The organism is Bdellovibrio sp. MYbb2 (genome assembly GCF_056175685.1).
Map to the genome: position 1 here is coordinate 1330313 of NZ_JBJKJI010000001.1, position 19874 is coordinate 1350186.

The 19874-nt window shown below is 51.0% G+C and carries 14 protein-coding genes; 4 read left to right on the top strand and 10 right to left on the bottom strand.

Features of this window, described 5'->3' with window-relative positions; all coding sequences use genetic code 11:
- Window positions 1–53: 53 nt before the first annotated feature.
- From AC04MQ_RS06545 to AC04MQ_RS06560, 4 genes are all read right to left on the bottom strand, one after another.
- Window positions 54–1232, bottom strand: a complete 1179-nt coding sequence (locus AC04MQ_RS06545; RefSeq protein ID WP_015092203.1) for a hypothetical protein — start codon at window positions 1230–1232, stop codon at window positions 54–56.
- A gap of 110 nt (window positions 1233–1342) precedes the next feature.
- Entirely contained in the window at window positions 1343–4111 is a 2769-nt protein-coding gene (locus tag AC04MQ_RS06550) for a tail fiber domain-containing protein (RefSeq protein WP_015092202.1), read from the bottom strand.
- Window positions 4108–4674 (bottom strand): hypothetical protein, encoded by a 567-nt coding sequence (locus AC04MQ_RS06555; RefSeq protein WP_235046156.1) that lies wholly within the window; start codon window positions 4672–4674, stop codon window positions 4108–4110. Before AC04MQ_RS06555 ends, AC04MQ_RS06550 begins: the two co-directional genes overlap by 4 nt.
- 130 nt (window positions 4675–4804) lie before the next feature.
- A complete protein-coding gene (locus AC04MQ_RS06560; RefSeq protein ID WP_041577956.1) occupies window positions 4805–5563 on the bottom strand; it encodes a hypothetical protein in 759 nt (252 codons plus the stop codon).
- Between the two features lie 171 nt (window positions 5564–5734).
- Here AC04MQ_RS06560 and AC04MQ_RS06565 point away from each other — a divergent pair, with 171 nt between their 5' ends.
- The 4 genes from AC04MQ_RS06565 (at window position 5735) to AC04MQ_RS06580 (ending at window position 11750) form a co-directional block, all read left to right on the top strand.
- A complete protein-coding gene (locus AC04MQ_RS06565; RefSeq protein ID WP_015092199.1) occupies window positions 5735–6283 on the top strand; it encodes an NUDIX domain-containing protein in 549 nt (182 codons plus the stop codon).
- Between the two features lie 16 nt (window positions 6284–6299).
- Window positions 6300–8984 carry an aconitate hydratase AcnA gene (gene acnA, locus AC04MQ_RS06570; RefSeq protein ID WP_015092198.1) on the top strand — a complete coding sequence of 895 codons (2685 nt, stop codon included), beginning with the start codon at window positions 6300–6302 and terminating at the stop codon, window positions 8982–8984.
- Between the two features lie 162 nt (window positions 8985–9146).
- Window positions 9147–10775, top strand: a complete 1629-nt coding sequence (locus AC04MQ_RS06575; protein ID WP_015092197.1) for a HAMP domain-containing methyl-accepting chemotaxis protein — start codon at window positions 9147–9149, stop codon at window positions 10773–10775.
- A 165-nt stretch (window positions 10776–10940) separates the two neighbouring features.
- On the top strand, window positions 10941–11750 hold the full coding sequence (locus tag AC04MQ_RS06580) for a L,D-transpeptidase (protein WP_015092196.1): 810 nt from the start codon (window positions 10941–10943) through the stop codon (window positions 11748–11750).
- Here AC04MQ_RS06580 and AC04MQ_RS06585 read toward each other — a convergent pair.
- The 6 genes from AC04MQ_RS06585 to AC04MQ_RS06610 all read right to left on the bottom strand — a co-directional run bounded on the left by AC04MQ_RS06585 (window position 11747) and on the right by AC04MQ_RS06610 (window position 19830).
- Complete coding sequence (locus tag AC04MQ_RS06585; protein WP_015092195.1) at window positions 11747–13840, bottom strand: S9 family peptidase; 2094 nt, start codon at window positions 13838–13840, stop codon at window positions 11747–11749. The two genes, AC04MQ_RS06580 and AC04MQ_RS06585, sit on opposite strands and share 4 nt — an antisense overlap.
- Before the next feature lie 46 nt (window positions 13841–13886).
- Entirely contained in the window at window positions 13887–14828 is a 942-nt protein-coding gene (locus tag AC04MQ_RS06590) for an NmrA family NAD(P)-binding protein (protein ID WP_015092194.1), read from the bottom strand.
- 109 nt (window positions 14829–14937) lie between these two features.
- Window positions 14938–16638, bottom strand: coding sequence for a DNA repair protein RecN (gene recN / locus AC04MQ_RS06595; protein WP_015092193.1), 1701 nt, complete (start codon window positions 16636–16638; stop codon window positions 14938–14940).
- A 15-nt stretch (window positions 16639–16653) separates the two neighbouring features.
- Window positions 16654–17565 carry an NAD(+)/NADH kinase gene (locus AC04MQ_RS06600; protein WP_041577955.1) on the bottom strand — a complete coding sequence of 304 codons (912 nt, stop codon included), beginning with the start codon at window positions 17563–17565 and terminating at the stop codon, window positions 16654–16656.
- Window positions 17565–19604, bottom strand: coding sequence for a M3 family metallopeptidase (locus AC04MQ_RS06605; RefSeq protein ID WP_015092191.1), 2040 nt, complete (start codon window positions 19602–19604; stop codon window positions 17565–17567). Before AC04MQ_RS06605 ends, AC04MQ_RS06600 begins: the two co-directional genes overlap by 1 nt.
- Entirely contained in the window at window positions 19543–19830 is a 288-nt protein-coding gene (locus AC04MQ_RS06610) for a hypothetical protein (protein ID WP_148278865.1), read from the bottom strand. Before AC04MQ_RS06610 ends, AC04MQ_RS06605 begins: the two co-directional genes overlap by 62 nt.
- Window positions 19831–19874 lie beyond the last annotated feature (44 nt).

A 19874-nucleotide genomic window follows, 5' to 3' on the forward strand; every position in this document is an offset into this window, starting at 1 on the left:
GGACTGGCAAGTTAGCAGGTGGAAACTTAGTATTCCCGGAAGGAATGATAAGCTTATGGCAGAAGCATGATGGCAGGGCTGCGAAGCTCTTTACCGCTTGCATCCACGCTGATGGCCTGAACCTGATACTGCAAACCATGGATCAGACCGCTTAAGACGGCTTTATGGCTTGTGACCATCTCGCTATCAACCGCGGTGTACATTTCCTCACCCGTGAAGATATTGACGATATAGATCTGGCTTGAGGACGGGAAGTTTGTCGACCAGGTAATTTCTGCATTCGGAGCGGCCACCGAGGCCACCTTGAAGTCGCTTAAAGCAAAGTCCGGTTCCACGCACGGATTCGGTTTCAAAGGAGGCATGCGGAAGTTGGCCGGCGCAACCACATCCCAGCCCGTGGCTTCCAGGAACTTCACCGCCGCTTGTTTTTTTCCGTTGTTCGGGTTGTAGAAGAAATTGTTGCTTTGAATGCCGCACAGGGAATGCGACGAAGGCTTTTTCCAGCTTTGGGCCTTTTTGTGATGTTTCCACAGCATCACATTGGCAATGTGATAGCGCGGCCCCTGATAGTACAGAATACGGATCGGCAGTTCGGTGTCCTTTTTCATTTCCACCGTGCGGAAAGGACAGCCCAGACGGGTCGGGTGCACGCCGTCGTTATTCACCAGTTCATTCCATGCGTCGCCCTCTTTCACAAACAGGCGGGCACCGTCATCAGACAGCAATGAAATTTCATAGTGGCCTTCACGATCCTGATCTGAAAGTTTCAGGACGGAGGTGTATTCGATGGCAAAGTTTTCGATCAGTTTGTTGCCGCTGGCATCCATCAGCACTTCGCCGTTCCTGGTGGCAAAGCCGTCAGTGAAAACGCGCGTCGGTACATTGACGTCCGAAAAATACAGATCCTGCTCAAGCTTCACACCGTTGTTGTAATAGTCCATCACGCTTTTGACCGGACTGGACATCTCAGGGCTTTTTACGAAGAGCTTCGCAAACAGACCGTTTTCGGTATTGTTGGCAGAACCGCTGCCCAAGGGATCACAGACGGTTTTTTCCGGATCGGCAAAGTCCACCGATCCGATGCTTTCGCCGGTAGGGGTTTTTCCGCTGCCGTGATAACTGCAGGTGATTTTTTTCAGCAGGCCACGCGCGCGAAGATTGGGTTCATTTTGTTTTTTCGCCAGTGCGAAAGGGGACACCAACAGCACGGCCATCAATAGTGATTTTGTCATTACGTACCTCTACAATCAGCTATCTATAAGATTAACAAAATTGTAAAAACTGTGGAAGTATCCCCCACACGTCGTACTGTAATGGTATGTTTTGAAGTTTCGAAATGAGATTACTGCAGGCCAAGTTTGGCTTTGATCATTTCCAGGTCTTTTTTGAGACTCTTGTTTTCATCTTCCAGCGCCTTGATGCGCAGGTCTTTCGCAGCAGCATCTTCTTCCAAAGAAGCGACTTTTCGAGTGATGGTGTTCAGTTGATCCTGCGTGGCTTTGCACATGCCGTGAAGGTCTTTCACCGCATTCACGGTCGCCCAGTGAATGGGGTCGACATTCAGTTCAAGATAGCCGTCAGCGCGGGTTTTCACTGCATCCGGAATCACCTGCTGAACTTCCTGGGCGATGAAGCCCACCATAGGAACATCCGAAGGGATTTTCGCGGCGTTGCCAGCTTTGTAATTGTAACGAACTGTGTGCAGTTTCAGAATTTCATTCAAGCCGTATTCATAATCGCCATGCACGTCTTTCAGGCGTGCATCGGATGCCACTGTCCATGCAGAACCTGTACTTAATCCGGCAGTCCCGGTCACGTGAATGGTGTAAGTCGGTGCCGCGGTATTGATACCAAAGTTCCCGGTGGCGCGATCAATTGTCACTGCCGCTCCCAGCGTGGTGCCAGCGTCATCATAGCGAAGGATACTGAAGTTCGAACCCAGGTTGGATCCGCTTTCGGATACCGCATTAACCATCATCGACCAGCGATTGATATTGGTTTTTCTGTAGATCAAAGACGGATTATAATTCAGCGCCGTGGAATCTAACACCACACCACCTGTGGCCGAAGACACGAAGCGCGCCACTTCACCGGATCCGAGCACATGCAGGGGCGTCGCTGGGGTGGTTGTTCCAATACCCACGCGGCCGTTATCGTCGATCGTCATGCGGGTCGTATTGTTGGTTTCAAGCGACAGGCTGAAGGCATCGTTGGTGCCCACGATCATCGGGATTCCCAAAGAGTTCCCTGAATTCACAATCACACCCAAGGAACTGTAGCTGGAACAGCCGGCAACACCCATGGCATCAAAGGCAATGGCCTGACCGATGCCGCACGAAAATTCAGTGAATGCATTGGCTGATCCGTTGGTCATCAGTATTTTATTTGCCGCGATGGTGCCAGTGCCGGTACCACCTTTTGAAACCGGGACTATCGAAGGGAATGATGCCGGATTCACGCTGACGGTGCCGGATGTGACATTCAGACCACTTCCGATTTGCACAACACCTTTGGTGCTGGCGGTGGCATCGTTGACCGAGATAGTCGGCGTTGTGGTGTTGTTGGAAACAACCACCGGAGCCGTGCCAGTCACATTCGTGACGGTGCCCGTGGGAATCGAGATCCATTTCACACCGTTGGCATCAGCAGTATCCGCGGTCAGAACCTGGCCAGGGGATCCCGCAGGCAGGCGAACGTTGTTTGTACCGTTGTGAACCAGAATATCGCCTTTGCTTGTCAGCGGGGATAGAGTCGCCATCGCGCCAACAACAGAGGATGCACCAGTACCACCGTTCGCAATGGGCAGGACTCCCGTGACTTGGGACGTAAGACTGATCGGGGTTGCCGCTCCACCGCCCCCCAGAGTGCTCCATGAGGACCCATTGTCGCGATAGATCTGATGAGTGTCTGAAGAAATATAAAGAAGGCCTGCATTACCCGCAGCCGGACGGGCCGCATCTATGCCAGACATGATTCCTGCCGTGCCACCAAAGTTTTTAACAGCATCCAGGATGCCATAACCAGAAAGTGAAGATGGCAAACCCGTGGTGATTTTATTCCAGTCCAGGGACGGAATATCCGCAGCCACCAGTGCTGAGCCCGCAGTCACGCGGCCTTTCGCATCAACGGTCACTTTGGGATAAGTGCCAGGGGTGCCGACACTTGCAAGGCTGAGGGCACCAGAGTAATCCAAAGTCGCATCGCCACTGACGGGAACTTCCACAGACATGCCGCTGCTGCCAACCCAAATTCGGCCCGTGGAAAGGGACTTGTCTTGCTTGTTGTTGAAGGCCTGCCAGTCTGCGGAACTCAAATAACCGTTAGTGGTGGAGTTGGCTTGTGTGATGAACAGATCCGGCACGGCTGCAGTTCCGGCAACACCCAAAGGTGATTGGGCTGTCACGGAAGTGACCGAGCCGCCTCCACCGCTGGCAGAAATCGTAATGCCACCGGAAGAGTTGGTGATATTGATACCGGAACCCGCCGTCAAATTTGCCGGGGTATAGCCGGTGCCAGTGCCAATCAGAACCTGACCGTTGGCGCCCGCTGTTGTGAACATATTCAAAACACTGTTCAAAGTGCTGTAGCGGCTGAAAACACTGTCAACATTGGTTTGAGTTGTCGACGCTGAAACCTGTACAAAGTCTGCGGCGGTTTTGTCGGCAAGACGGGCGGCATTGATGGCAAATGGAACCGTATTGATCGCCACATCCGGCGTCAGATCGGTTCCGCCCACACGCACGCGCAAAGAACGGGTTGTGAATCCCGATGCCGTCACGGTGCTGGTGTCAGAACAGGTCACACTGCCGGCAGACGCAAAAATGCGATCCGCGGTATTGCCCGTGGAATCCGTGCGTGTGCCACTGCCGACAATCACACTGAATTCACCGCTGGAACCAGGGGTGATGCTGTGGGTTTCTTCAAACACCACACAAGTGGATGGATAGATAATCTGTAAAAGAACGGTCTGGGTTGTGGTGATCGGAGTGCCCGCGGCATCCGTCAGCAAACCTTCATAAGTGAACAACGGACCTGGCGACGGCGAAGCTGCCTGAGCCGGAACCGAAGCTGTCGTCAAAATCAGCATAAGGGAATAAATCAGATTTTTCATTCTGTGATTCTCCCTTTGATTTTAAAGTTGCCGCCCGTGGCGACATGCTGCTGCTGATGACGAAGGCGGCTTTTTACGCGGTATCCACCACCGGCCTGTTCGGCACTGCCAATCAGGATGTCCTGACTGCGGGTGGATGACGGGGAATAAAGCACTGTTACTTCTTTGTAGAAGAAATTGTTCTTGCGCGGTTGTGCGCGGAATTTCACTTTCAGAGTTTGCCCGGGTGAAATCGCCAAAGAGCTCCACGGGGATTTCAGATTGGACAGACTGACGGTGAACTTGCCGTTCACACACGATGACGGCGCGGTGACGTCATAACTGGTCGGCGTGATCCAGGTGACACCGCCATCGAGACTCATGTCGATGTTGCCGATGAAGTTGGCGCAAGAGGCTTGTAATGGCACACTGTTCAGGCTGGAAGTGACAACGTGACTTGGATTGAACTCAAGACTTTCCACAGAACGCAGAATCGACACTGTCGGACTGGCGTCCGAGCAGGCAGAGAGGATCGATACGATCATCCCTAATATGGCGATTTTATTCACGTCCCGTGTATTCATGCTTGTTAAAATATCGGCAAAAACTGAAGACTTCTAAAGTCGCCTGGTGTCTCAGGGCGGGAATAAAAAAAGCCACCTTCTGGAGGTGGCTTTTTGAGCGAATCAGTACTGAAACAAGACACTAGTCTTGCTAGAAATTCATCGTGTAACCGATCAGGCCCTGCACTCCGGACATGGTCGTCGACAAGTCCTTGCCATTGCGCTCGACTTCGGAATCGCCACCGCACTGGCTGACGCCCGGGATGTCGCTGGCACCGGTACAGTTTCCTCCGGTTGTCAGATTTCGTTCAATAGGCATGTAACGGATATTGCCTTCCACCGTCAGACAGTGAGCGTCGGTGAAGCAGAAGTCCACACCGATACCACCCATGGCGCCAAAGGCACTGCCTTTGAAATCCAGATTCTTGGTGCCGGCGGTGATTTCACCACTCAAGGAACCGTAACCCAGGCCTGTCTGCATGTAGAACTTGATGAAAGAATTTTCCAGCGGATACATGCGGAAGATCGGGAAGACAGTGAATCCCGTCAGTTTGTAATCGTAACTTCCGTCAGTGCCTGAACCTTCAGTGCTTTGCATGAAGTAAGAAGGGCGGAAGACAAATGCATAAGAAGTCCCGCTGAAGCGGTAAGACCAGTTGGCATAAAATTCCCAGGCACTGCCCAGAGATTTGGTGTCAGCGTTGGCGGCGCTCGCACGAGCGGCGTCAATCAACGAGTTCATGTCATTTTGTCCGGCAGAAACAGTCGACAGACCGATTCCCAAAGACATGTCGCCTGAAAGGCTGGGACCGCGACTAAGGCGGCGTTGGGCGTTTGCATCCTGGGCAAACATGAGCGAAGCAAGAAGAGCGGTGGACATGAATATTCCCACCTTGGTCAAAGCTCTCATAGTGATCCTCCTGATCTTTCAAATTTGATTTAACACAAGTCTATACAACACTCTTGAATTCAACATCTATGAGCCTCATCCATTCTACACCTTTTGGACAAAAGGCGGGACCATCTTTGGTCCAGACGAAATGGAGCGACTTCAGCGTGTCTGTATGAGACTCTGAACACCATGAAGCATTTGGAAGAAAAGACGCTGTCCACGCGTCAGATTTTTAAAGGACGATACCTCAAAATTGAACAGGATCAGGTGCGGGCCCCTGACGGGCGCACGTACACTCGTGAATACATTCTGCATCCCGGCGCGGCCATGATGATTCCGCTTTTGCCGAATGGAAATGTCGTGATGATTCATCAGTACCGCCATGCCGTAAAGAAAGTTTTTCTCGAGTTCCCGGCCGGAAAAAGGGATCACAATGAAGAAACCCTGCTGACAGCAAAACGAGAACTGCTCGAAGAGACCGGTTATGAAGCCAAAGACTGGAAGTTCCTGACCACAATTCACCCGGTCATTGGTTATTCCAACGAACACATTGATTTGTATCTGGCCAAGGATTTGACTCAGCTCCAACAGCGTCTGGATCAGGGCGAGTTTATTGAGGTTGTCGAAGTAAAACCCGCGGATCTGATGCAGCTTGTTCTCGAGGGAAAAGTCAGCGATGTGAAAACCCAGATCGGGGCTTTTTGGCTTGATAAATTCCTAAGAGGGGAGTGGAATTGAGAGGAAGGAGCCTCTCATGTTCATTCAATCCAAAGACAGTTTTAAGACGAAATCGAAACTTCAGGTGGGCTCTCAGAGCTACACCACTTTCAACGCTCAGAAAATCCAGCATCCCAATATAAAAAAACTACCGGTGTCGCTGAAGGTCCTTTTGGAAAACCTTCTGCGCCACGAGGATGGTCTGCATGTCAGCAAAGAGGACATTGATTCCCTGCTGAGCCTGAGCACCGAATCCCTTTCCCGCGAAATTTCTTTCTTCCCGGCGCGAGTGCTGATGCAGGACTTCACCGGTGTACCGGCAGTCGTGGATCTGGCAGCAATGCGTGACGCGATGAAAGCTTTGGGTGGTGATCCGAAAAAGATCAACCCGCTGGTGCCAGTGGATCTGGTGATTGACCACTCGGTGATGGTCGATGCTTTCGGTACGCCGAAGTCCTTTGATGAAAACGTTAAGATGGAATTTGAACGAAACCACGAACGTTATGTCTTCCTGAAATGGGGGCAGAACGCGTTTCAGAATTTCAAAGTGGTTCCGCCGGGCACCGGTATTTGCCACCAGGTGAATCTGGAGTATTTGGGTAAAACGGTTTGGTCCAATCAAGGGTCGGATGGTGCCAATGCCTTCCCGGACACGCTGGTGGGCACAGACAGTCATACCACCATGATCAACGGTCTGGCCGTGCTGGGCTGGGGTGTCGGTGGTATCGAGGCGGAAGCGGTGATGCTGGGGCAACCTCTCAGCATGCTGATTCCGGAAGTGGTCGGATTTAAGCTGGATGGCAAGATGCAAGAAGGCACGACCGCGACGGATCTTGTTCTGACCATCACGCAGATGCTGCGAAAAAAAGGTGTGGTCGGAAAATTTGTTGAATTCTATGGCCCGGGTCTGGCGTCCATGTCCTTGGCGGATCGTGCGACGATTGCCAACATGGCTCCGGAATACGGTGCAACCTGCGGGTTCTTCCCGGTGGACGAACAGACAATGAAGTATCTGCGTCTGTCCGGCCGTGATGCCGCAACGATTGCTTTGGTTGAGGCTTATGCAAAAGAAACCGGTTTGTGGCGTTCAGAAGAAGCTGAAAAGCACTATCACTTCAACGACACTCTTCATCTGGACATGTCCACGGTGGTGCCGTCACTGGCAGGACCGAAACGCCCGCAGGACCGTGTGGTTCTGGCTGGAGCTGCTGAAGACTTCAAAAAACAACTGGTCGCAGGATTCCAGGTAGAAGCCGACAAAACGACCAAATCCGCGTCGGCGGTTGCTGTGGACAGTCAAAATTATTCTTTGGGTCACGGGGATGTGGTTATCGCCGCGATCACCAGTTGCACGAACACTTCCAATCCCTCGGTGATGATCGGTGCCGGTTTGGTGGCGAAGAAAGCCGTGGAAAAAGGCCTGACCGTGAAGCCGTGGGTGAAAACATCCCTGGCTCCGGGGTCTCAGGTGGTGACGGACTATCTAGAGCGCGCAGGTTTGCAGACTTATCTGGATAAACTTGGCTTCAATCTTGTGGGTTATGGTTGCACGACTTGTATCGGAAATTCCGGTCCGCTGGATGCGCCGGTGGCAGGGGCCGTTGAAAAAGGAAATCTGGTTGTGGCGTCGGTTCTTTCCGGAAACCGCAACTTTGAAGGCCGTATCAATCCGCACGTGAAAGCGAACTATCTGGCGTCCCCGATGCTGGTGGTGGCGCACGCTTTGGCGGGTAATATGATGATCGATATCACCAGGGATTCTCTGGGCGAAGATTCTGCCGGCAAGCCGGTGTACCTGAAAGACATCTGGCCAAGTACTCAGGAAATCCAGGATACCATCAACAAGACTGTTGAAACGAAAATGTTCGACACTCGTTATGGAAATGTTTTCGCGGGCACAGAAGACTGGCAGAAAATCAATACCACGTCATCACAGGTATACAGCTGGGAAAAAAGCACCTACATCAAGAATCCACCGTACTTTGAAGGCATGGGTCTGAAGCCGGAAGCGGTTCATGATGTGAAAGGGGCTCGTCCTTTGGCTATCTTGGGTGATTCTATCACGACGGACCATATTTCACCGGCCGGAAGTATTAAGAAAGATTCTCCGGCAGGACGTTATCTGACGTCCCATGGAGTGGAAGCTCATGACTTCAACTCGTACGGATCCCGTCGTGGTAATGACGAGGTGATGGTGCGTGGTACGTTTGCCAATATCCGCATCAAGAACGAAATGCTTCAGGGTGTGGAAGGCGGCATGACCAAGTACGTGCCAAGCGGCGAAACGCTGGCCATTTACGATGCCTCCGTGAAGTATCAGTCCACGATGACACCTTTGGTGGTGATCGCGGGTAAAGAGTACGGCACAGGATCTTCCCGTGACTGGGCAGCCAAGGGCACTCGTTTGTTGGGTGTGAAAGCTGTGATCGCGGAAAGTTTTGAGCGTATTCACCGTTCCAACCTGATTGGTATGGGGGTTCTGCCTTTGCAATTCCATCCGGGCACTGATCGCAAGACTTTGCATTTGGATGGCACTGAGACTTTCGATATTTCCGGCATTGCAGCCGGGATGAAGCCGCAGCAGGATTTGACGTTGACCATTCATCGCGCCAACGGTCAGAAAGAGGACGTGAAAGTACGTTCTCGCATCGACACCGCGGTTGAACTTGAGTACTACAAAAATGGGGGCATCCTCCATTACGTGCTTCGCAAGCTGGTCTAGTTCCTTACACAATTCACAAGCTCTCGCCTGAACAGGCGAGAGCTTTGTCCACCGACCAGGTCTAAAAAATTACCTTCCGTTAAGAAACTGTCCCGAACCCTTCAGTAAAGTTCTATTAAAAACGAAGAGTAAATCAGAACGTTATCGAGGAGTTTTACATCTATGGGCAACATCACGTCCTGGTTTCGCGGCATCAAAGGCAAACTGTTATTCGCAGCAGCCCTTCCGATTGTGGCCTTCTGTATGGTGGGAGTTATTTCCGTCAACGGGGTGGGCCGGGTCAATGAACTCCTGAAAAGTTCGCACAACGAAATCATTCCCAATATCCTGATTCTGACGGATATGCGTATTTCCCGAAATGCCTTTGGGTTTCGCGCTTATTCTGCCTTAAGCCTTTTCAAGGCGGGCAAAGACATTGACGGTGAGCTGGTCATGGCCGAGCAGGCCCTGGATTCCTATCGCAAGGATTATGAAAAATACACCAAGACGCCTTTCACTGCCGAAGAAAAAGCCCTGTTCGACAAAGCTCAGGACAAATTCCCGGCAATTTTGGCTATCATGGAAGACATTTTGAAAAATCTGAAAGCCAAAGATGCTGCCGGCCTGGAAAAGGCGGAAGAGCTTCTGCGTGGCGATTACACCGTGGCTGGCGTGCCGGTCAGTGAATTTACAGCCGCAGCCTTGAAGATCTATGAAGGCAAGGCTATGGCCGAAGGGGAACTGGCTCATCAGGCTGAGCAGTCTGTAAAGATGTGGAATATTCTGACCACCATCATCGGCAACATTCTTATCTCCGGGACACTGTTGTGGATTGCCTCCCGTATGTCCAAAGAGATCTCTGGTATTTCTGAACAGCTGACTGATGCCAGCAATCACGTGGCGGGTGCGGTGACCCAGATGACCAGTGCGGGGACAAGTTTGTCCCAGTCTTCCACGGAAGCGGCAGCGTCCCTGGAAGAAACCGTGGCGTCTTTGGAAGAGCTTTCTTCCATGGTACAGATGAATTCGGACAACGCCAAACAGGCCGCAAGTCTTTCAGCTTCGTCCCGTGACGTGGCTGAAAAAGGTCAGAGCGAAATTTCAAAGCTGATTTCATCCATGGAACAAATATCCGGTTCATCCCGCAAGATCGAAGAAATCATTCACGTGATCGACGATATTGCCTTCCAGACAAATTTGCTGGCCCTGAACGCGGCGGTGGAAGCCGCACGTGCCGGAGAACAGGGGAAGGGCTTTGCCGTTGTGGCCGAAGCCGTGCGTGCCTTGGCGCAAAGAAGTGCCTCGGCCGCCAAAGACATCACTCAGTTGATCAAACAATCCGTACAACAAGTGGAAGAGGGCAGTCAGATTGCCAGCTCCAGCGGTATGGTTTTGGATAACATTGTGACTTCCGTTAAAAAGGTGTCTGATCTGAATAATGAAATCGCGACTGCCAGTACGGAACAGACGGCCGGCATTCAGCAGATCAGCAAAGCCATGAACCAGCTGGATCAGGCTGCTCAAAGCAATGCCGCTTCCGCTGAAGAAATCGCGGCTTCCAGTGCCGAAATCGACTCGATGGCTGCGACGTCGCAGAAGCTGACTTCGCAGTTAAATGAAGTGATTCACGGCAAAGGGGGCGTGACCGCAGTGGCTCCGGCCGCCGCACCAGCCTCTCTGGGAAAAGCTCCGGTTGTGAAGGCTTCTCAGGCTTCGAAGGTTCCGCCTAAGAAGGTTGCGAAACAATCCGCAGCCAGTGATGTGATCCCTTTTGATGACGAACGCCAGGTGGGTACTATCGAGGGTTTCTAAGGCTCCCAAACAGCCGGTGTTGAACTTATTTACTACGTGACTTTTAAGGGCCCCTTTCAGGGGCCTTTTCCGTTCAAAGCCTCCAGATTTCAGATCAGTGTCTCAAAATGTGGCAAAGTCTTTGCTGTATGAAATTCGTCTTTTCATAAAAAGAACGGAGTGATTATGAAGAACGTTATGAAGTACGGAGTCGTTGCCGCGGCTCTGGTTGTCAGTCAATCCGCCTCGGCCTCGTTCTGGGGTAAGGTGAAAAACGCGTTTAATGACTGTAAATATGAAGACCAGGAATACAGCCAGGTCTATTCGTACGAAAAAGCTATTACGACACGTTTGCCGGAATATCTAAGGCAGCAGCAGGCTTTCAACGAGCAGGATTTCTATTCGAAACCCTGGCTGCGTGATTTCCGCTATGTGATCGTGATCAACAAGGCTGAACAGGGTCGTACCGCTCAGACAATGCGCGTGTATGAATATGGCCGTGTTGTTATCAATTCCAAAGTTTCTACAGGCCGTGAAGGTCTTGAGTTGAAACGTAAGAATAAAGAGTGCACAGGGGCTCCGGCGAAATCTTACTGGTCCCAGACGCCGACAGGCTATTACACACCGAAATTCCTGTCCAAGGATCACCACTCCAGTTCATGGGATTCATCCATGCCGTTTGCGATCTTCTATGACGTGGACAACGGTTTGGCTTTGCACGAAGTTTACAAGAAATACACGGACTATCTTGGAGGCCGCGCTTCCGGTGGTTGCACCCGTCAGGATGCCAAAACAGCTGAAGAGTTGTTCAACCGTGTGAAAGAAACTGAGCGCGCCACCATCCCTGAAATCAATCCGGACGGAACTCCGGTGTTGAATGAGGATGGCAGCGTGAAGTACATCAATTCTCAGTACTGGACAAGCCAGAAGACCGGCGAAACTGTTAAGTTCAACACTTTCAGTGCGCTGATCATCGTGCAGGACGTAAGAGATTAATTCTTACTCCCGTTAACCATCAGAATAAACGCATATTCCGTGGCCGTTTCTTTCAACTGATCGAAGCGGCCGGAAGCTCCTCCATGACCTGACTCCATGTCAGTCTTCAAAAGAATCATCGAAGTCCCTTTGTTGTGTTCACGAAGCTTCGGCACCCATTTCGCCGGCTCCCAGTATTGAACCTGAGAATCGTGGAAACCTGTCGTCACCAAAACATTCGGATAAGCCTGATCCTTGACGTTGTCGTAAGGGGAGTATTTGCGAATGTACTCGTAATCCTCTTTCACGTTCGGATTGCCCCACTGGTCGTATTCGCTGGTTGTCAGCGGAATGCTATCGTCCAGCATCGTTGAGATCACATCCACGAACGGCACCTGTGCGACCATGCCCTTGTAAAGATCCGGGCGCAGATTCATCACCGCACCCATCAAAAGGCCCCCGGCACTGCCGCCCATGGCAAAGGTGTGGTCTGCTGAAGAATAGCCGTCTTTGATCAAAGCATCTGTCACGTCAATAAAGTCATTGAAGGTGTTCATCTTGGAATGTGTACGGCCCTGGTCATACCAGTGACGACCCATTTCAGAGCCTCCGCGGATGTGGGCTTTGGCATAGACGAAACCACGATCCACCAGGCTGAACAGGCCGCTGCTGAACCAAGGGTCCATGTTGGCGCCATAAGATCCATATCCGTAAACCAGCATCGAGGACTTGCCGTCTTTCTTGAAGTCCTTTTTCATGATCAGGGACACAGGAACTTTAGTGCCGTCGCGAACTGTCAGGAACACGCGCTCAGTTTTATAAAGATCCGCATTGTAGTTCGGGATCTCTTTCACTTTCTTCAGAACCTGCTCTTTGGTTTTTACATTCAGGTCATAAACTGAATCCGGCAGACGCATGGATTCATAGTTGTAGCGCAGCCATTCAGTGTCGTATTCACGGTTGTCACCGACAGACGCCAGATAGCTTGGATCCGCAAATTTCAGTTCGTAAGGATTCTGGGCGTTGCGATCTGCAATACGTACTTGAGTCAAACCGTTGTGGCGCTCATCCAGGGCGATGAAGTTCTTAAACACCGTCACACTTTCAAGATAAGTGTCTTCACGGTGCGGGATCAAAGGCTTCCAGTGCTTTTCCTCTGTGTGATCCAGATCCGCCACCATCAGTTTGTAGTTGCGGGCATTTTTATTGGAAACGATATAGAACTTGTCGCCGCCATCAGTGACCGAGTATTCATGCGCACGTTCACGCGGATTGAACACCTTGAAAGTCCCTTGCGGGGTGTCCGCGGACATAAAGCGTGTTTCAGTTGTCAGAGTGCTGTAAGAGCCGATGAAAATGAACTTTTCAGACAAAGACTTGTAAACGTAAACGCTGAAGGTGTCGTCTTTCTCGTGGAAGATGAGGTCTTTCTTGTGCGTTTTGATGTTGTAACGGTAGATCTTTTCAGAACGCAGGGTTTCGGGATGCTGTTCAGTATAGAAGATCGTTTCGTTGTCATTGGCCCAGCTTAGGTTGCCAGTGACATTTTCAATTCTATCTTCAAGAACTTTCCCGGTGGTCAGATCTTTGAAATGAATCGTGTAAAAGCGACGACCCACGGTATCCACAGCATAGGCCATCATTTTATGATTGGGACTCATGCGCGGGCCGGTCGAGCTGAAGTAGGTATGGCCTTTTGCCAGCTCCGGAACATTGATCAGAATTTCTTCCGGACCTGTCGGGCTGCCTTTATGGCGTGTGTGCAAAGGGTATTGCTGGCCCACTTCATAACGGGCAGAGTACCAGTAGTCGCCATCTTTGGCCGGAACGAAAGATTCGTCCTCTTTCACACGGGATTTCAGCTCCTGAAAGATTTTTTCTTCCAGCTCTTTAGCCGGTTTCATCATGTCGGCGGTGTAGGCATTTTCTTTTTTCAGATAGTCGACGACTTTAGGATTCTCGCGCTCACGCAGCCAGAAATAGTCGTCCATACGGATGTCCCCGTGTTTGGACAGCTCAGTTTTGATCTTTTCAGGTTTCGGATAATCTAGATAATTTTTGTGCATGCAGGAAACTCCCAGAAGTGCGATAGCCAATACACTTTTTCTCATTCGAAAAGGCTATCACCATCTTCCGGGAATTGGGAAGCACAAGACCTTACGGTCTGGCCTCACGCTCCGAGGATGGACGGGATTTTCTGTCTGCGTCAGCGCGCTGGGCACGTGTGTAAGCATCCAGGAATGTTGTTCTGGCGAATTCCTCCAAAGACGTCGCGGTTGTGTTTTTTTTATCACGGCTGAAGGTGCCGGCGATCGAGCCGTTGTTAAAGGAGCGGCTCATTTCCAGCATGGCATCCGACCAGTCTTCGGTCAGGCCCGCGCCGATCAGGTAGTTTCTCATTTCCTGTTCAGGTACCTCGACGTATTCCAGCTCGGGCTTTTTGATAGCTTGGCCAAGGATGCGCAGGGCTTCATCGAAAGTCACATCCCGTTCGCCCAGCAGATACTCGACATTGTAGGATTTAAATTCCGGATGCATCAGCAGGAACGCCGCACGAGCGGCAATATCCCGGGTGGCAATCATTGGGACGGGCACTTCACCGGACATGGTCCCGAAGAAGCGGTTCATTGAAAGGATGCTGGGAATTCCGGTCAGCAGGTTTTCCATGAAATAGGTCGGGCGCAGGTGCACGATGTCCGCGCGGGTGATGGAGTTCAGTCTTTCTTCCTGGTCGTGCAGACCCAGGATCGGGCCCGTACCGCTTTCAAGGTCAGCACCCACACTGGAAAGGTTCACAACCTTTTTAACGCCGGCCTCTTCGATCGCTTCGGCGATCACTTCGCCGAATTTGTTCTGGTAAAAGCGCACTTCTTTGGCGCTCATGTCCGGTGGAATCATCGTAAACACTGCAGAACAGCCGCGCATGCAGTCCATCAGGAAGCTCACGTCATTGGCATCACCTTGTGCCAGCTCGGCACCGCGGAAGGCTTCTTTGTTAGGGAACTTGCGGGCCACGCAGCGCACTTGTTGGCCGTTGGCGAGAAGGTGAGTGGTGATTTTTGAACCGATATGTCCGGTTGCCCCCATAACAAGAATCATAGCCCGTCTCCTTAAAAATATGAGTGTAGGCCTTAATGGTAGGGGATGGGATTTGTGGTGGGGAACTTACAAATTAGAAAGGCTGCCCGGAGGCAGCCTTTTAAAGGACTTAGTTTTGTTTGGCTTCTGCCAAGAGTTGCTCGGCATGGGCCAGGGATGTTTTCGAGATCTTTTCACCGCTGATAAGGCGGGCGATTTCCTGAACACGGTCTTTTTGTTTGAGTTCTGACACAAGCATCGAGACCGATTCTTTCTGCGGAGACTTCTGGATAAAGAAGTGAATATCTCCGAATGCTGCCACTTGCGGAAGGTGAGTCACACAGACAACCTGTTGTCCTTTGGCAATCGTGCGCAATTTACGGCCGACTTTTTCTGCCGTTTCGCCAGATACACCCGTATCCACCTCATCAAACAGATAAGTGCGCGGCTGATTGCTGGAACCCACGACACGCTTCAGTGACAAAAGAATACGGCTCAGCTCTCCGCCAGAGGCAAATTTCGCCAGGGGGCGTTTTGCATCTTTGCTGGAGGTCTGACTTAGGAATTCCACGTCGCTCAGTCCTGTGGAAGCCAGTTCCTGCAGTTTTTCGGTCATCACATGGAAGGTCACACCTTTCATGTTCAGATCCAGCAGTTCCGCGTTCACGCTGTCAGCCAAAAGCTCGGCTCCTTTTTGACGGCGTTTGTGCAAATCCGCACCCAGGGCTTCAAGCTCTTTCAAAATAATGCTGGCCTCTTTTTTCAAAGTTTCCACGCGGCTTTCAGAATTTTGCAGGTTGGAGATTTCAATTTCCATCTCCATCAGGGCTTTCAGGATGTCATCCACAGTCGCGCCGTATTTTTTCTGCAGCTTGCGCAAGTCGCTCAGGCGGCTTTCAGCTTCTTCCAGACGTTGTGGGTCGGCATCGATCTTGTTCGCGTACTGGCGCAGGTCATAGATGCTTTCATCAATCAACGTCTTGGCCTGTTCCAGATTTTCCAGTTTCGCCGCGATTTGCGGATCAACGTTGGAAATCTCAAGGCCTTTTTTCAGGATCGCATTCAGGCGGCTGATGGCTGAATCATCGTCCGTGTACAGAGCTGATTCAGCCTGATCCACAAACGCACCAATACGATTTGAATTTTTCAGTTTTTTGACTTCGACTTCCAGTTCGTGGTCTTCGCCCGGGGAAAGATCCAGATTGGCGATTTCATCACGCTGATAAGTCAAAAAATCCAGGCGCTGCGCCTTTTGTTTGGCGTCGCTTTCAAGCTTTTTGATTTCAGCAAAGATCGCGTGATAGCGGTTGAATTTTTCAGTGAACAACAAGCGCTTGTCCCAGGTGCCGGCGTACTGATCCAAAAGATCCAGGTGATAGTGCTTGGACATCAGGTTGCGATTTTCGTGCTGGCCGGTCATTTCAATCAGCGGAGCCGAATGCCCTGCCAGTTCCACCATCGGAGCCACGATATCTTTCAAGCTGTTGAGGGTGCTTAAGCCGCCGTTCAGATAAACCTTGGATTTGTCACCAGCGCTCAGCACACGGCGGACAATCAGTGTCTGCTCTTCGGCTTCAATGCCCATATCGTGCAGCATTTTCTGAATGTCGGGGCGGGAGGAAATATCAAATGAACCTTCGATGGTCGCCTGAGTGGCGCCCGTACGAATGGTGTCGCTGGAACCTTTGCCGCCCATCAACAGGGAAAGACTTTTCAGCAGAACGGATTTACCGGCACCGGTTTCACCGCTCATGATGTTCAGTCCCTCTTTGAAAGAGACATGCAGGTTTTCGATAATCGCAAAATTGGACACTTTCAACTCAAGTAACATAATCTTTCCTTAAGCTCAGTTTCGATCGCCGAATTTCAGTTTCTCGCGCAGCAAATGGAAATAGTTGTGATTGGCTTCACGAACCATCCAGTGGTCATAACAAGAGCGGCTGATGATGACTTCGTCATCGGCCGTCAGCTCGGTCATCTTCTGTCCGTCCACGATGAAGTGGGCCTTTTGGGTTTTACCCTCCAGACGGAAAGAAAGCTCCCGGTCATCCGGGAACAACAACGGACGGGAAGTCAGGCTGTGAGGCGCCACCGGGGTCACCACAAACACCGGGGATTCCGGATGGCAGATCGGGCCACCCGCTGCCAGATTGTACGCCGTGGAGCCCGAAGGACTTGCCACGATGAAACCATCGGCCTTCACCTGACTTACCAGGAACTTTTCAGAATAAATCGCCGTGTTGATCAATTGGGACATCGAGCCCCTTTCAATCACCATGTCGTTCAGCGCGTGGTACTCGGCACGAACCTTTCCTTTGCGCAGGATTTTGGAATGGATCATGGAGCGCGGACGCTGAACCATTTTTCCATCCAGAGTTTTTTCGATGATATCAAAGCAGGAATCCGCACTGTGAGCTGTCAGGAAACCCAACGAGCCCATGTTGAAGCCCAGAATAGGAACACTGCGACCTTCCAGCAAACGAACGGCACGCAAGTACGTTCCGTCACCGCCAAGAACGATCACCAGTTTCAGATCGTCCATGTGCTTTTTGGTTTTCGCCGCCTTCGTGCCCGCAACCACTTTCTGATCAGGGCAGGTGAAGACGTCAAAGCCGCGTTCTTTCAGAAATTCCGCGACCTTTTTAGCCAAAGAGACCGCTTGCGCAGTCTCCAGGCGATAGACCAAACCAATGCTGCCGTTTTCTTTCAAAACCAGCTTGCTCTGTTTGTGTTCTTTGTCCATCGAACTCTTCTTCATTAAATCAGTCCATCACGACGCAAAAGAGCGTTTGGATCCGGCTCACGACCGCGGAATTTCTTGTACAAATCCATCGGGTGCTCGGTGCCACCACGGCTTAGAACGTTGTCTTTGAACTTCTTGGCCACTTCCTGATTGAACAGGCCTTTTTCCTTGAAGTACTCAAAGGCATCCGCATCCAGAACCTCGGCCCATTTGTAAGAGTAATAACCTGCAGAATAACCACCAGCAAAGATGTGGCCGAAGCTGCAAGAGGAATTCGCGCCATCCACTTTCGGGAACAGACGGGTTTCGGCCGTTGCCAGCTCTTCAAATGCGTCCACGTCCTTGATGGTGTCTGGATTGGTGGAATGCCAAGCCATATCCATCAGACCGAACTGGATCTGACGGCAGGACATGTAACCCGCCTGGAATTTCTGGGAGCGTTTCAATTTTTCGATCAGCTCTGCCGGCATGGGTTCGTTGGTTTCATAGTGACGGGCAAAGATATCCAGGCCCTCTTTTTCGCCAACCCAGTTTTCCATGATCTGGGAAGGAAGCTCCACGAAGTCCCAGTAAACGTTGGTGCCGCTCAGGGAAGGATAAGTACATTCAGACAGCATGCCGTGCAAAGCGTGACCGAACTCATGGAACAAAGTGCGAACTTCGTCATAAGTCAAAAGTGACGGCTTGGTCGGAGTCGGCTGCGTGAAGTTGCACACGATGCTGACGTGCGGGCGTTTCATTTCGCCGTCGATCAGACCTTGTGAACGGAACTGGGTCATCCAAGCTCCGCCTTTTTTGGTCTCGCGCGGGAAGTAATCCGTGTAGAACAGACCCATGTATTTGCCGGAGGCATCTTCATAGATCTCGTAAGCTTTCACTTCCGGGTGATAAACCGGGATTTCCTTGTTTTCCTTGAAAGTCAGGCCGTAAAGTTTCTTCGCATGAGCAAAAACACCTTCAACCACGTTTTCAAGTTTGAAGTAAGGACGCAGGTCCTCTTCGTTGAACGCGTAACGCTCTTCTTTCAGTTTTTCAGAATAATAAGCCACGTCCCAAGGTTTGATCTCTTTCAGACCATCCAGCTTGCCCGCGAACTCTGTCAGCTCTTGAACGTCCTTCATGCCGGCATTCTTGGAAGCCGCCAGAAGTTTGTTCAGGAAGTCCATAACAGTTTTTGGATTTTTCGCCATACGCTCTGCCAATACGAAATCAGCATGCGTGGTGAATTTTAAAACTTTCGCGCGCTTGTCACGAAGCTCAACAATTTTCAGAACGTTGGTCTGATTGTCGAATTCACCTTTGAAGGCTTTGGAAGAAAACGCTCTCCACATTTTCTCACGAAGCGCACGGTTTTTTGCATAAGTCATGAACGGAAGGTAAGAAGGGATCTGCAGATTGAACATCCACTTGCCGTCATGACCTTTGGATTTCGCCAAAGCCGCCGCACCTTCAAGGGTGCCCTCGGGCAAGCCATCAACATCTTCTTTTTTATCCAAAAGCATTTCGAAAGAATTGGTCGCCTTCAAAACATTCTCAGAGAATTTCGGACCAAGAACAGAAAGCTCCTGATCGATCTGACGAAGAGTTTCCTTGTCAGCACCTTCCAGCAAAGCCCCGTTGCGGGTGAAAGACAGGTAAGTCTTTTCCAGCAGGCGAGTTTGTTCCAGATTCAGATTCAAAGATGCACGTTTGTCGTAAACCGCTTTCACACGCGCAAAGATCTCAGCATCCAAAGAGATGTCAGAGCTCAACGCCGTCAGCATCGGGTAGATATCTTTAGCCAAAGCCTGAAGCGCTTCATCCGCATGAGCCACTTCCAGGTTGGAATAGATCGTGGAAATCTGATCAGCATGAACGCTGGCCGCTTCCAAAGCCACAATCGTATTTTCAAAATCCGGAACCGCCGGATTGGCTTTGATCTTAGCCACATTTTCTTTTGCCATCTTGATGGCTTCTTCAACCGCCGGCACATAGTGCTCAACTTTGATCAGATCAAAAGGCACAGCCTGATCTTTGTTTTTGAAGGGTTGCAAAAGAGGATTGGTCGTATTCATAGGAACCTCCGAAATAGAGTGAAAAACACCCTTCCGTTCTTCCATGAAAAAGCCCTGAAATAAAGCGAAAAACCCGGATAAAAAAATGACTCAACCCGACGCCACCAGACGGGTCAAATGACAGCACTTTTAAAACCAAATTTTCCTTGAAAACCACACAGGCAGCAAGACCCAGCGTTTGGGCGGGTGAAAAGAAAAAGGGGGTTTTCTCTTTCCGTTTGGACATGCCGGGAAAGAGGCCTTGGGAGGGGGAGGGTCCCTTAACAGGGG